The organism is Rathayibacter sp. PhB179, from assembly GCF_004345345.1.
GTDB classification, from domain to species: Bacteria; Actinomycetota; Actinomycetes; order Actinomycetales; family Microbacteriaceae; genus Rathayibacter; species Rathayibacter festucae.
Map to the genome: position 1 here is coordinate 762,449 of NZ_SLVD01000001.1, position 12,591 is coordinate 775,039.

Genomic DNA, 12,591 nt, shown 5'->3' on the forward strand with positions numbered 1-12,591 from the left:
CCCGACACGACGTCCGCTTTCTCGTCGCGGAAAGACGAAGGCCCTCCGCATCGTGGCGTCGATCGTCGCGTTCGGCGTCGGCCTGTGGGTGCTCGTGGACTACGCCGAGGTGCCGCCTGAGACGGCCCCGGCCGCTCCCGCCGTCGAGCCGACGTTCTCGCCGGACGGCGCGGTCTACCGCCACGGCTACTGGGGCCCCATCGAGGATCCGACGTCGGCGCTGCCGATCCAGTGGCGGGACGACGGCCGCTCGTTCGTGATCACCACGGGAGGGAGCGGGCAGTGCCTGAACGAGCCGGTCCTGCTCGAGGTGCTCGCTCCGGACAGCTTGCGCGTCGAGACGAGGCTGCAGTCGGATCCGGAGGGGATCGGCTGCAGGGAGAGTCACGTCCTCGCGAGCTACGTCATCGACACGCCACCCGGGATCGACCCGACGCGGACCGTGAAAATCGAACGCACGAGCGCCGACCTGGCCGGCACCTCGAGCCTGTACCTCGACCCGCTCCCCTCAGGCTCGTAGGGCGCGATCCCGTCGTGATCCGCGAGTCCGGGGTCGTAGTCGGCGCACGGAGAAGGGGGCGAGACCGGGCCCGACCCCACCCCCGTGGAATCCAGGCGACGCAACCGGTCTGTGGCGGGTCGTGAGACCGGAGGGCGGATTCCACCTCTCGAGCGGCGCGTGCGCGCGTGCGCTCGAGAGTCGAAGGAGACGGGGGCCGGGTCTCACGATCGCCCCCAGTTTTCCGCACGGCCGCGGTCGTGTCCAGAGGGGCAGCCCGACGGCATCGCGGGCGCGACCACCCGGCCCCTAGGCTCGCGGAATGGCGAGGCGGAGGGTGTCGGAGCGCGCGCAGGCGCTCCTCCTCGCGCGGCCGTGGACGCTGGCCGTACTCAGCGGCGTGTTCGTGGCGATGATCGTCGTGCTCGCCGCGGACGTGGGCTGGGACCCGGCCGCGATCGTCGGCGGGGGCCGCCGGCACGCTCCGCTGTGGCTGGTGGCGGGGATCGGGCTGCCGTTCTTCGGCACCGGAGTCGTCGTGGGAGTCGTCAAGCAGGTGCAGCTCGCGCGGCGGCGGCGGCGCGCGCCCGTGTCGCCGAGCCCGGAGGTCGAGCGGCTGCGCCGGGACGGACCCGGCTGGCTGAGCCGCCGGGAGGACGAGGCTCGCCGGCAGGAGGAGTCCGCGGTCGTCTCGCCGGAAGCGGTCAGCCGGCGCGCAGGGCGAGCAGCCCGACGGAGGGGGCCGTCGTGAGCAAGCAGCAGCCGGCGGCGCTCGCCCAGCCTGCGGTCGCGACCCGCAGGGAGCGGACGGGAGCGGTCCACCGGTTGGACCGCCGGAACGCGCGCTCGTCGCTGACCGAGTAGCCCGCGGAGCGGGCACTGCATGCTGATCGAGCAGCCCGCCTCGCGGGCGTCTCGAGATCCACCGATTTCAGTACCTCGGTGGAGGCGCGCCTGCTCACCCGGGTCTCGATACGCGCTGCGCGCTACTCGACCAGCATGAACAGGCGCCCGGGAGAGGATCGGCGCTCCATGGTGACCGCGCAGCCCACGAAGCGGGCACTGCATGCCGCCTGCGCAGCCATGAAGCAACCGCATGCTGACCGCGCAGTCGCCGAAGCAGCACTGCATCCCGATCGAGCAGCCCGCATTGCGCGGCGCGTCGAGGCCACCCGTCAGAACGGTGCGGGCACGTCGACGAAGCGGGGCTCGGGTGGCGGGTCGGGCGGGCGCCCGGGCAGAGGCGGCGGCCGGTTGCTGATCCGCCGGCCGGTGGGGCTCGTCCAGACGATCGTTCCGCTGGAGTCGACCGGGTCGTAGCTCCACTGCTCTCCGTGCCGGACGTGGTGGTGGGAGGTGCAGAGCATGACGAGGTTCTCGAGGCAGGTCTCGCCGCCGTTGCGCCATTCGAGGGTGTGGTCGGCCTCGCTGGTACTGGCGGAGCGGGTGCAGCCGGGGAAGCGGCAGGTCTGATCCCGCAGCTGCAGGTGGAGGCGCATGCGGGCGGGTGGGAGGCGCTGGGTGCGTCCGACCGAGACGACGAAACCGGTGTCCGAATCAGTGAGGACCCGGGTGAAGGAGGCCGCGGTGCGGATGAGCTCACGGGCGATCGGGGCGGGGACGGGTCCGTAGCCGTCGAGGTCCGCGGGCGCCTCGTCGAGGCCGACCGCTGTGGATGCGGCGAGCGTCAGCCGCACCTCGGCGCGGACGCCGGGGACGAAGGTCGGATCCGGCCGGTGCTCGGCGTTCGGCGTGGTCCCGGCGATGTCGCCGTCGCAGAGCAGGTCGATCGCGGCGTCGGCGCTGAGCTGCTGCAGGGTGCGGGGGTCGCCCTCGTCGCGGAGCGTGCGGGCGATGCGGCGCAGCCGGTCGTGCGCGCCCACCACCGCGGGTGCCGGGCCGTGGATGCAGAGCGTGGCCATTCCGTCGATGTCGGGGGTGACCCAGGCGGCGCGGTCCTCGCGGGCGCGGGCGTGCCGCTGGGCGAGGGGATCCTCGTGCAGCTCCTCCCGCCAGCGGCGCAGGGCGCGGCGCAGCTGCGTGAGCGTCATCGACGGCGCCGCTTCGGCGGCACGCTCGTCGAGAGCGGCGCGGGAGGCCTCGGGGAGGCTTCCGGCGGTCGCGCAGATCGCCTCCCCTTCCTCCCAGTGCAGTCGCGCCTGCGCGAGCAGCGCCCGCGTGAGCGGCAGGTGCTCCATCAGCAGCTGCGCGTTCTCGAGGCGGCGCGCGATCACCTGCTCCGGTAGGCCCTCGGCGACGGCGAGCTCGGCGCGGATGGAGCGCTCGACGAGGTCGCGGGTCTCGCCGGGGGTCGCACCGCGGGCGAAGACGTCCTGGTGGGCGAGGGCCGTTCGGTGGAAGTCGTAGAGGTCTTCGGCCTCGGTGAGGCGGCGCTGGGCCGCGGCGCGGGCGTTCGCGGCGGCGCGGGCGCTGAGCACGCGCAGGTGCTCGAGTACCTCTTCCGTCGATCCGAATTCCGTCATACGAGTATTGAATCAGGGACTACCGACACTGGGGCCGGCTCATGGGGGCAGCGGGACGATCGGCGGCTGAACCGGGGCTGTGGAGGAGGCACTACGCCGGCTGGTGGGTCTCGATACGCCCTTCGGGCTACTCGACCAGCATGCGGCGCCCTGCAGCCTCCTCGACCGGCAGGCAGCGCCCTGCAGCCTCCTCGACCAGCAGGCAGCGCCCCGCCGCCTCCTCGACCGGCAGCCAGCGCCCCGCGGCCACCTCGACCAGCAGGCAGCGCCCTGCGATCTCCTCGACCCGGTCGACGCCCCGTGAGAGGCTCGCCCGATGGACGGCGGGGACGATCAGCGCGACGGCGCGGAGCCGAGCCCGGTCGAGTCGACCGAGCGGCTCCTGCTCCACCGACCCGCCGAGACGGACCTGGACGAGCTCTTCGCCCTCTACTCGGATCCCCGGCTGGCCGAGGGCGATCCCCTCCTCCTGCACCCCTCCCGCGCGCACACCCGGGCGGTGCTCGACCGGCGGCGGGAGCAGTGGGCGCGCGACGGCCTCAGCAGCTGGGTGGTCCGCGAAAGGAGCCCGCGCGGCGGACCCGGCCTGATCGGCGTCGGCGGCTGCTCGCTCCTCGCGGGCACGGCGTGGAACGTGGCGTTCACCCTCCACCCGGACCACTGGGGCAAGGGCTACGCGCAGGAGATCGCCACCGCGGGCATCGACCGGGCGCGACTCCTCCGCCCGGAGCTGCCGATCACCGCGGTCGTCGCGGAGCAGAACCGGCGCTCCCACCGCGCCGTCGAGCGCCTCGGCCTCGAGCGGGCGTGGACGGGCCCCGACGCGCACAGCCCGGACCCGACGGCCCGAGTCGTCCTGTACGCCGACCGCCCGCTCTCGGCGGAGCAGATCGGCCTGCTGACGACCTGACGCGTCCTGTGGTTGGGTTGCCGCACCGACCACACCTGGAGGACGACGATGCCCGACCACGACGAGACCTGCGCAGCCGAACTCCGGAGCCGAGCAGCGGCGGTCCCGGCATGAACGGCGTCGGCCCGATCGACGTCGCCTTCACCGCGCCGATCGGCGTCACCGTGAAGGGCGACCTCTGGTCGTGCGTGGAGGTGCCGGACTCCGCCGCGCTGTTCGGCACCGGCAAGTCCGTGAAGGTCGTCGCGACCGTCGACGGCGAGCCGCTCACCGCCGGCCTGATGCCCACCGGCGCCGGCGGCCACATGCTCTCGATCAGCGCCAAGCTCCGCAAGAAGCTCGGCAAGGACATCGGCGACGACGTCGCCGTCCACCTGACGGAGCGCCTGACCTGACGGCCGGACCGCGGGAGAACGGTGGATCTCGATACGCCCGCGGAGCGGGCTACTCGATCAGCATGCACTCCCCGCCCGGCGAGCAGCCACCCTTCCATGCTGGTCGAGTAGCCCCGGAGGGGCGTATCGAGACCCGCCGCCGTCAGCAGGGCGGGTCTGCAGACTCGACTTCTGACGCTGGCGACTCGATACGCCCGCTGCGCAGGCTACTCGATCAGCAGGAGACGGCGCTGCGGGCTGCTCGATCAACAGGGGACGGCGCTGCGGGCTCCTCGATCAGCACTGGGTCAGGGCAGCACGCCGTCCGGGCTCCGCCACTCCGGGTGGCGGGCCTCGACCGCGTCGGTGGTGGCGTACTGGGTGTCCGTCGCCAGGGCGAACGGGCTCTGGACGTCGAGCTGCACGTAGTCGAGGCGGTCCCGGACGGAGACGTGCCAGTCGCCCGGGGAGTCGCCGTCCCAGGTCGCGGTGTCCTCGGCGCCCGGCCGGGTGAACCATAGCTCGGCTCCCTCGCCGGTCTCCGCGGCGTCCTGCGTCAGCTCGTCCGCGACCCAGCCGTCGGCGAGCAGCTCGCCGCCGATCGCCTCCTGGATCTCCCGGCTCGCCTCGGGCCCCGCCCCCTGCGGCACCAGGCGCAGGAACAGCTCGACCCAGCGCTCGTCGTCGTGCCGCGCCGAGGGCTTGCCACCCCGCACCGACACCCGGAGGTCCGCACCGATCAGCACCGGATGCAGCGACTCCGCGGCGGTCACCGCGCTGTCGCCGAGTTCCTCCGCCGCGAGGATCTGCTCGTCGACGCCCGCCGTCGGCCCCGTCGCACAGCCGGTCAGCAGCCCGAGCAGCACGACGCCCGCGACCGCCGCCCGCCTCGATCCCATCGGTCCACCGTAGCCACAGGTGCGGTCCACGTCCGCGAGGGCTAAGATCCGCGAGACGCGACCCGACGCGGATGGACGGATCCTGGCCGGCCACGATCGTCGGTGCGCCCGGATCCGGAGACCCCTTGGACGCTCGACGACGCCTGCTGGTGGGGGCCGGAGCGGTCGCCCTAGTGCTGGTCGCGGGAGCCCTCGTGCTCGACGCGACCGCCGGCGGCCCCGGCGGCGGCCCCGGCGGCGGCAGCCCGATCAGCGCGGGCGCGACCGGCTCCGCGGGCACCCCCTCCCCCGGCGCACCCTCCTCCTCCCCCGGCGCCCCCGCGACCCCGGGCGCGACTTCCGCCGCCACCGTGAACCCGCCCGACCCGTCGAACCCCGCCGCCGTCGCCGACCCCTCCGCCCCGCTCGAGGTCTCCGGCCCCGCCCCCGTCGACACCGGCCTGCCCGACTCCACCCCGCGCGCCGCCCTCGTCTCCCTGCCGCTGCCCGCCGCCGCGAGCGCCACCCGCGCGCTGGTCGCCGGCTACCCCTCCGCCGTCGTCGCCCCGCTGCCCGACTCGATCGTCGCCTCGAGCTCGGTCGAGCCCGCCGGCGACGCGCTGCGCTCGGGCCTCACCGCGACCGTCGCGCTCGACGCCGAGCAGATCGTCGAGAGCTACCGCCGCTCGCTGGCCGCGCAGGGCTTCACCTCCGCCGCCGTCGACGCGCCCGCCGACGGCGCCGCGATGGTCTTCACCGCGGGCGAGGACAACGTCAGCCTCTCCGTCACCCCCACCGGCACCCCGCGGATGAGCTACTCGCTGATCGCCGTCCTGCACCCGAACGGCGGCTAGGCGTGTACATCTCCCTGTCCGACCGGCCCGAGGGCGCCGCGGAGCAGCCCGCACGCAGCACCGGCCCGTCGCGCATCGCCCCCGCCGTCATCGCCCTCGGCATCGTCAGCCTCTTCACCGACATCTCCTCGGAGTCGACCGCCGCGATCCTCCCCTTCTACATCACCGCCGCGCTGGGCATGTCGACGCTCGCGTACGGCTTCCTCGACGGGCTGTACCAGGGCGTCAGCGCCTTCGTCCGGATCGGCGCCGGCTGGACCGCCGACCGCACCGACCGGCCCAAGCTCGTCGCCCTCGCCGGCTACGGCCTGTCGATGCTCGCGCGCCTGGGCCTGCTGGCCGGCAGCGGCCCGGCCGCGCTGACGGCCGTCGTCACCGTCGACCGCCTCGGCAAGGGCATCCGCACCGCCCCCCGCGACGCGATGATCTCCGCCTCGTCCGAGCCCGCGTCGCTCGCCCGCTCGTTCGGCGTGCACCGGATGCTCGACACCGTCGGCGCAACGATCGGGCCGCTCCTGGCCTTCGTCGTGCTGCTGCTCGTGCCGGACGGCTACTCGACGGTCTTCGTGCTGTCGGCCGCGTTCGCCACGCTCGGCGTGGTGGTGCTGCTGCTGTTCGTGCCGGACGTGCGGACGCGCATCGCCGGCGGTGCGGCGCGAACGAAGCTGCCCTGGCGCCGCCTCTGGGACCGGCGCCCGCGCCGCCTCCTGCTCGCCGCCGGCCTGCTCGGGCTGCTCACGGTCGGCGACGGCTTCGTGTACCTCGTGCTGCAGAGCCGCAGCGGCTTCGCGGCGCAGTGGTTCCCGCTGCTGTACGTCGGGACGAACGCCGCCTACCTCGTCCTCGCGATCCCCTTCGGGCGCCTCGCCGACCGCTGGGGCCGCGCGCGGATGTTCGCCGCCGGCCACGTGCTGCTGCTCGCCGTCTACGTGCTCGCGGCGTCGCCCGCCTCCGGGCTCGCGGTGACCATCGCCTGCCTGCTGCTGCTCGGCGCCTTCTACGCCGCGACCGACGGCGTGCTCGCGGCCGTCGCCGGGGCGAGCGTGCCCGCCGAGATCCGGGCGAGCGGGATCGCCGCGGCCCAGACGGTCGTCGCGGTCGCGCGGCTGTTCGCGTCGGTCGGCTTCGGAGCGCTGTGGCTGTGGCTCGGCCGGGAGGGCGCGATGATCGCGGTCGCCGTGGGTCTCGCGGTGGCGCTCCCCCTGGCGGTGCTGCTGCTGCGCGAGCGCTTCGCGGAGAAGAAGGGATGACGGCCAGGCAGGCGGGCCGCCTCTCGGACCGCGCACGCTGGATCATCGCCGTGGTGGCCGCCGTCGCCCTGCTCGGCGGCGCGGCTGTGTATGGCGCCGGCGCCTGGGCGCGGTACCAGGCGCGCGCCTCCGCCGACTCGGCCGTCGCCGTCTCGACCGGCGCCCCCGCGGACGGCGATCGGATCGTCTTCCGCAACACCGCGAGCGGCCAGGGCTACGGGCTCGTCGCCTCCGTGCCGCTGGCCGACCCGGGCGCGGCGCGCACCCTCACCGACCGCGCCTGCGACCGCGTCGCCGCGACCGCGTCGATGGAGCTCTGCCTGCGCACCGACCGCGGCGTGCTGACCACCTTCGAGGCCGTGCTGACCGGCGCCGACGGCGAGACCCTGCAGACGTGGCCGCTGCCGGGCATCCCCAGCCGCGCTCGGATCGGCGACGGGATGCTCAGCACCACAGCGTTCGTCACCGGGCACTCGTATGCGCCGACCACGTTCTCGACACAGACCGTCATCCGCTCGCTCGACCCGGCGGTGCCGGATCCGGGGGATCTGGAGTCCTTCGCGCTGAGCGTCGCGGGGGCGCCGCTGACGGCCGCGGACCGGAACCTGTGGGGCGTCACCTTCGCCGACGACGGGGACACGTTCTATGCGACCGCGGCGTCGGGCTCGCGGACGTGGCTGGTGCGCGGGAGCATGTCGGCGCGGACGATGACCGCGATCCACGACACGGCGGAGTGCCCGTCGCTGTCGCCGGACGAGACGCGGGTGGCGTACAAGAAGGACGTCGGGGACGGGGTGCCGGACTGGCGGATCGCGGTGCTGGATCTGGCGTCGGGGGTGGAGACGGTGCTGCCGGAGGAGCGGAGCGTGGACGACCAGGTCGTGTGGCTGGATGACGAGACGCTGCTGTACGGGCTTCCGCGCGAGGGGGCGGCCGGCGACACCGACGTCTGGTCGATCTCGGCCGACGGTGCGGGCGACCCCGCGCTGTACCTCGAGCACGCATGGTCCCCCTCGGTCGTCCGGCGGTGACACCACACTCCCTGCAGCAGGCTTGCCCCCGCCAGCTCCACGCGTCCTGCGGGCGGATCAACTGGCGGGGTTGCTGGCGCAGGCCATCGCAGGCGAACCGCACGTATTCAAGGAAGGCGTCATGGCACGGCTTCCTAGGAAAAAGGTCCGGATGGAAGCCGGGCCCGTGTCGGTCGTGACTTCGGCCGACCCTTTTGCAAAGACATTTTAGATGCCAAGATCTTTCTATGCAAAATTCAGTGCCGATCGCCAGTCTACCAGTGCTGTGCCTGGCTCACATTGAGGACACCGATCTACTCGGGCAATTACAACACGTTTCCAGCCTCGCGGCATGCACCATCTGCGGCAAGGTGCGACAATCAGGTGAAAAAAATGCTGCGCTAATAGCCAATCTCGCCTCTGTCGTGAGAAGTACCGTTGAACTCAAATACGATCATGAAGGATTCGTCGTTGACGACGACCCCCTATCGACACCCATGACCACCACTGAAGTAATACTGATCACACTCGAGCCGAGCGTCGATGCCGCCTTCTCGGACCAAATCGTCGCCGCCGTTACTGCATATTTTGACCTACGCGAGACATGGTATGAAAAGTCAACAGAATACTTCGATGCCGACATTCAATTTGAATGGTATGACTTCGAGCAGAGCATCAAACACGAGTCCCGATTGCTTGCGCCAGCGCTTGACGGCAAACCGAAAACGTCGCCCGAGAGAAACTACGCATTTGTCCGATCACTGCTTGTCTTCGCGGAACAACGCGCAGGCCTCATTCGCACCCTTAAACGGGGAACGAAACTTTACCGCGCAAGAGCCGAACGCGATGTTCGGGCACTCGAGGAGAAGATTACAGCGAACCCGTCAAGGGAACTGGGACCGGCGCCGTCTCATTCAGCAAGCGCAGGTCGAATGAACGCGCAGGGCATCTCGATGTTTTACGTCTCTCAACAGGTCGAGACTGCTTGTGCAGAAGTAGCATCACACAGTCCCTACAACGAGGTAGTCGTTGGCACTTTCATCCTGCAACAAGAACTGCGCATTCTTGATCTGACTCAAGTTCCTCCTTCGCGTAGCGTCTTTAACACAGATCGAGCGGTCGGCGATGAACGCATCCAAGCGCTGAACTTCTACAAAGAGCGAATCACGCAACCAGTAATTCAAGACCATAACCATCCGGTTGACTACGTTCCGTCACAAATACTCACGGACGCTTTTCGATACTGGACTAACCCTCCGCTGGACGGGATAGCCTTTTCTTCGAACGTACACGAAGGAGGAACAAATGTCGTTTTCTTTTTTGGGGACCCGATGTGGTACGAGACCGACGGCATTTCAGCTCCTCGCCTCGCTCGGTTCCTCAGGGAGGACAAACGGAAGCGATCAGGTCCTCTGTTCGTCATCCGACCAGACACCGTCCGCCGCTATGAGGTGGAACGAACTGTTCGCGTGCGCAACCGACGTCGGCCGACGCTGTAGCTGAGCACAGCACGCGCCCCTGGCGCCTGGCCTACCGGTCGGCTAACTCGACGGCCAGTCGCTGGGCCGTTGAGTTGAGTGCGCTTGAGGACAGCGCCTCACGTCACTGCCTAGCTGCCAGAGCACCCACTTCGCGTGCCAGAGGTCATAGATGGTCACTTCCATACGCAGGCGCCCGTCCGAATTGACCGTCCTGTGGATAATGGTTACTGCCGTGGTGGCGAGGTCCTCTCGTCGGCGCGGATCAATGAGGACGAGCGAGGTTTGCGGCGAGCCGTCAGCTAGGCACTTCGCGTGGCGTCGTCGCCCGAGTACTTCGAACTCGACGGCCCCGGACCTGTGGGCGGGCTCATCCAGCTCTTCGGCACTAACCTCTGGCGCGTCACTTGCGCCGCCGACCGGGACACCTTTTACGCGACCACGGCGTCCGGGTCGCTGACGTGGCTGGTCCGCAGGAGCATATCCGCGCGGAGGACGACGGCGATCCACGACACGACGGAATGCCCGTCGCTCTCGCCGAACGAGACAGTCATCGCGTACAAGAAGGACGTCGGGGACGGGGTGCCGGATTTGTGCATCGCCGCGCTCAACCTGGCGTCGGCGGTGGAGACGGTGCTGCCGGAGGAATAGAGCGTGGACGAGCAGGTGGCGTGGCTCGATGACGGGACACTGCCGTGCGGGTTACCCCAGGAAGAGGCTGCGGGGGACACAGGCATTCGTTCCATCTTGGTAGACGGTGCGGGTCCCCCGAGCTCTACCTCGAGCACGCTTGATCCCCCTGGGTCGTCCGGCGCCGATACCCGTTTCCCCATGGGTCTTGCCGCCGCTCAAATCGACGGGCCCTCTCGGCGGCTCGACTCGAGCTCGACCGGCCGCACGGTCGACCGCGCGACATCCCACACACGCCGTTGAAGTGGTACCGGATGAAGGACTTGGGCTAAGCGCTGGGGGAACGAGCCACCGGCTGTCCGACCATGTACGTCACTGACATACTGATGCCACCGCGACGGGTGACGTGCGTTGCCGACCTGCCATGTGTCCAGCGCCGGTCTCGCCTGCAAACGCGAAGACAGCCAATCAAGCTGGGCCGCTAGGTGTACCCGAGCGGGTCCCGACGCGTTAATGCTTCCAAAAGCTACTAGGACTCCGTCCGCGCGCCGCAAAGCCTCATCCAAGTCACTCCGCGCCGACACCCACCCTGTCTCCGCCGCCCCAAGACGGGTGATGTCGCGGGAGCTGGGGCTGGGAAGGTTGAAGACGTTTCCCAGCTCCACAACCTCAAAGCCGAGCACCTGCGCAGCCACCTCGACCTGCCGCTCGGTACGCGAACGGGGAGTGAGAGTGGGGTTAGCGAGGACGGCAAGAAGGGTCGTACCCCGACCGTGCCGGGCTGAGTCCGTGCTCACGCCTTTTGCATGACGAGAACGGTCTCACGGATCATCGTCTCGCCTCGCGCGTTGCGGGTCGCAATGCGCTTGCGCGAGGGAAGCAACCGCTCAACGCGGGTCACCCACGTTAGACCCGCAGCTTCAAGCACCTCCTGCGTGAACCGCACCAGGGGCACATCGGCACCGCTTACGCGCCTCTCGCCCAGGGTCAGGAACGCAAACCCGCCGGCCCGAACACGTCCGGTGGCGTGGCGCAACGCTATCCGATAGTCGTCCACGAAGGTGACAACTTTCTGCGTAGTGGCATCTTGCACTTCACGTTCACTTAGCCACTTCGCCAGGCTCGGCACTTCGTCGCATAGGTGCGCGGGCACGGGGCGAGCGGTATACCGGTTACCGCCGAGGCTTAAGGTGTCCAAGCGCCCCGGCACCTCGAAGTGCGACGGATCAACATCCCCCACGAGATCGGCAGGGTCGATCCACTGCAACGGCAAGTAGCTGTACTGCCCGTAGGGCACGGTGGTGTGATTATCTCCATATGGGGGCGACGTCATCAGGACGTCCGCAAGCTCGGTCCGGTCGGGAAGCGCGTCATTCACACTCGCGCGAAGAAGCGTTGGGGTACGCGCTTTCCTTGTCAGCGTGCGTTCATGGGCACGGATGCGAGCGACGTTGCTCTCCAGCACGGCCGCGAACTGGCGAACCGCGTCCGGTCTGCGCGCGGCGAGGTCTGCGTCGCTATAGAGGTGCAACTTGAACGTGGACGGCCGACTGTTCGAGACAAAGCGCACCGTCTCGGCCAGACAGACCCACAAGAACCGCCTCACCTGCTGGTCCGAGATCGACTGGATCGCATACCGCAGCCGAGTCAGTCCGAGGCTGACTTCCGGTTCGAACCACTTATCTCGAAAGTTGAAGGTGATCGGACGGCTCCGCCGAGACCGGCGGGCGCGGGCGAGAACATCGATCCCGGCCTGGCGAGCAGCTTCGCTGGCCGGAGGGGCGGCTTTGACGGCACTGAGCAACACGGCCATCGGGTTGATGTCGGAGCCGATAAAATCTAGCCCGAGGTAGAGCGATTCCAGCATGACGGTGCCCGAACCCATGAACGGGTCGTACACCCGGCCGACCTGAGGATCGACAGCGACGAGGTCTTCGAGCAACGCGCGCTGTAGCTCCGGCACCATCATCGCGGGGTACTGGAAGTAACCATGCCCACCATCGCGCCCATAGATCGAGGAAAAATCCCAGAACGTTGGGTCCGCTGCGGACCGGGCAGCGAGGCGGGTCGCTAAAAGACCGGCCGTCGACGGCAGCGGGGCGGTCACGGTCGACACGATACGGCGGGGCAGATCGACGAAAACATGTTCGGCTGAGCATAGCGGCTGGCTGGCGATGGGCCGGCGCACGAAACGACGATGTGCCTTGCGACAACGACGTGCCGCT

Annotated in this window: 12 protein-coding genes; 9 read left to right on the forward strand and 3 right to left on the reverse strand. The window is 69.8% G+C overall.

Annotation, left to right across the window (positions count from 1 at the left end; all coding sequences use genetic code 11):
- The first annotated feature begins 52 nt into the window (after positions 1-52).
- On the forward strand, positions 53-520 hold the full coding sequence (locus EDF43_RS03555) for a hypothetical protein (protein WP_123736040.1): 468 nt from the start codon (positions 53-55) through the stop codon (positions 518-520).
- A gap of 301 nt (positions 521-821) precedes the next feature.
- Entirely contained in the window at positions 822-1,250 is a 429-nt protein-coding gene (locus EDF43_RS03560) for a hypothetical protein (RefSeq protein WP_132435533.1), read from the forward strand.
- Between the two features lie 424 nt (positions 1,251-1,674).
- Here EDF43_RS03560 and EDF43_RS03565 read toward each other — a convergent pair whose 3' ends face one another.
- Positions 1,675-2,982 carry an HNH endonuclease signature motif containing protein gene (locus EDF43_RS03565; protein WP_132435535.1) on the reverse strand — a complete coding sequence of 436 codons (1,308 nt, stop codon included), beginning with the start codon at positions 2,980-2,982 and terminating at the stop codon, positions 1,675-1,677.
- Positions 2,983-3,298: 316 nt separating this feature from the next.
- Between EDF43_RS03565 and EDF43_RS03570 the strand changes: the two genes are divergently transcribed.
- Complete coding sequence (locus EDF43_RS03570) at positions 3,299-3,892, forward strand: GNAT family N-acetyltransferase (RefSeq protein ID WP_132435537.1); 594 nt, start codon at positions 3,299-3,301, stop codon at positions 3,890-3,892.
- A gap of 110 nt (positions 3,893-4,002) precedes the next feature.
- Complete coding sequence (locus tag EDF43_RS03575; RefSeq protein WP_132435539.1) at positions 4,003-4,287, forward strand: DUF1905 domain-containing protein; 285 nt, start codon at positions 4,003-4,005, stop codon at positions 4,285-4,287.
- A gap of 287 nt (positions 4,288-4,574) precedes the next feature.
- On the opposite strand, the gene EDF43_RS03580 is transcribed toward EDF43_RS03575, so the two are convergent.
- Positions 4,575-5,165: a hypothetical protein gene (locus EDF43_RS03580; protein ID WP_132435541.1), complete on the reverse strand. Its 591-nt coding sequence runs from the start codon at positions 5,163-5,165 to the stop codon at positions 4,575-4,577.
- A gap of 125 nt (positions 5,166-5,290) precedes the next feature.
- Between EDF43_RS03580 and EDF43_RS03585 the strand changes: the two genes are divergently transcribed.
- The 5 genes from EDF43_RS03585 to EDF43_RS03605 all read left to right on the forward strand — a co-directional run bounded on the left by EDF43_RS03585 (position 5,291) and on the right by EDF43_RS03605 (position 10,387).
- On the forward strand, positions 5,291-5,998 hold the full coding sequence (locus tag EDF43_RS03585; protein ID WP_132435543.1) for a hypothetical protein: 708 nt from the start codon (positions 5,291-5,293) through the stop codon (positions 5,996-5,998).
- A gap of 8 nt (positions 5,999-6,006) precedes the next feature.
- On the forward strand, positions 6,007-7,248 hold the full coding sequence (locus tag EDF43_RS03590; RefSeq protein ID WP_243646223.1) for an MFS transporter: 1,242 nt from the start codon (positions 6,007-6,009) through the stop codon (positions 7,246-7,248).
- A complete protein-coding gene (locus EDF43_RS03595; RefSeq protein ID WP_132435547.1) occupies positions 7,245-8,279 on the forward strand; it encodes a hypothetical protein in 1,035 nt (344 codons plus the stop codon). The genes EDF43_RS03590 and EDF43_RS03595 overlap by 4 nt, the downstream gene beginning before the upstream one ends.
- Positions 8,280-8,506: 227 nt before the next feature.
- Entirely contained in the window at positions 8,507-9,757 is a 1,251-nt protein-coding gene (locus tag EDF43_RS03600; protein ID WP_132435549.1) for an RES family NAD+ phosphorylase, read from the forward strand.
- 294 nt (positions 9,758-10,051) lie between these two features.
- On the forward strand, positions 10,052-10,387 hold the full coding sequence (locus EDF43_RS03605; protein ID WP_132435551.1) for a hypothetical protein: 336 nt from the start codon (positions 10,052-10,054) through the stop codon (positions 10,385-10,387).
- Positions 10,388-11,159: 772 nt separating this feature from the next.
- Here EDF43_RS03605 and EDF43_RS03615 read toward each other — a convergent pair.
- On the reverse strand, positions 11,160-12,473 hold the full coding sequence (locus EDF43_RS03615; protein WP_165909003.1) for a DNA methyltransferase: 1,314 nt from the start codon (positions 12,471-12,473) through the stop codon (positions 11,160-11,162).
- Positions 12,474-12,591 lie beyond the last annotated feature (118 nt).

What these genes read in the sequence shown, in the direction of transcription:
- EDF43_RS03560 (WP_132435533.1), top strand. Translation starts at nt 822, where the DNA reads ATGGCGAGGCGGAGGGTGTCGGAGCGCGCGCAGGCGCTCCTCCTCGCG.
- EDF43_RS03565 (WP_132435535.1), bottom strand. Translation starts at nt 2,982, where the DNA reads ATGACGGAATTCGGATCGACGGAAGAGGTACTCGAGCACCTGCGCGTG.
- EDF43_RS03570 (WP_132435537.1), top strand. Translation starts at nt 3,299, where the DNA reads ATGGACGGCGGGGACGATCAGCGCGACGGCGCGGAGCCGAGCCCGGTC.
- EDF43_RS03575 (WP_132435539.1), top strand. Translation starts at nt 4,003, where the DNA reads ATGAACGGCGTCGGCCCGATCGACGTCGCCTTCACCGCGCCGATCGGC.
- EDF43_RS03580 (WP_132435541.1), bottom strand. Translation starts at nt 5,165, where the DNA reads ATGGGATCGAGGCGGGCGGCGGTCGCGGGCGTCGTGCTGCTCGGGCTG.
- EDF43_RS03595 (WP_132435547.1), top strand. Translation starts at nt 7,245, where the DNA reads ATGACGGCCAGGCAGGCGGGCCGCCTCTCGGACCGCGCACGCTGGATC.
- EDF43_RS03600 (WP_132435549.1), top strand. Translation starts at nt 8,507, where the DNA reads ATGCAAAATTCAGTGCCGATCGCCAGTCTACCAGTGCTGTGCCTGGCT.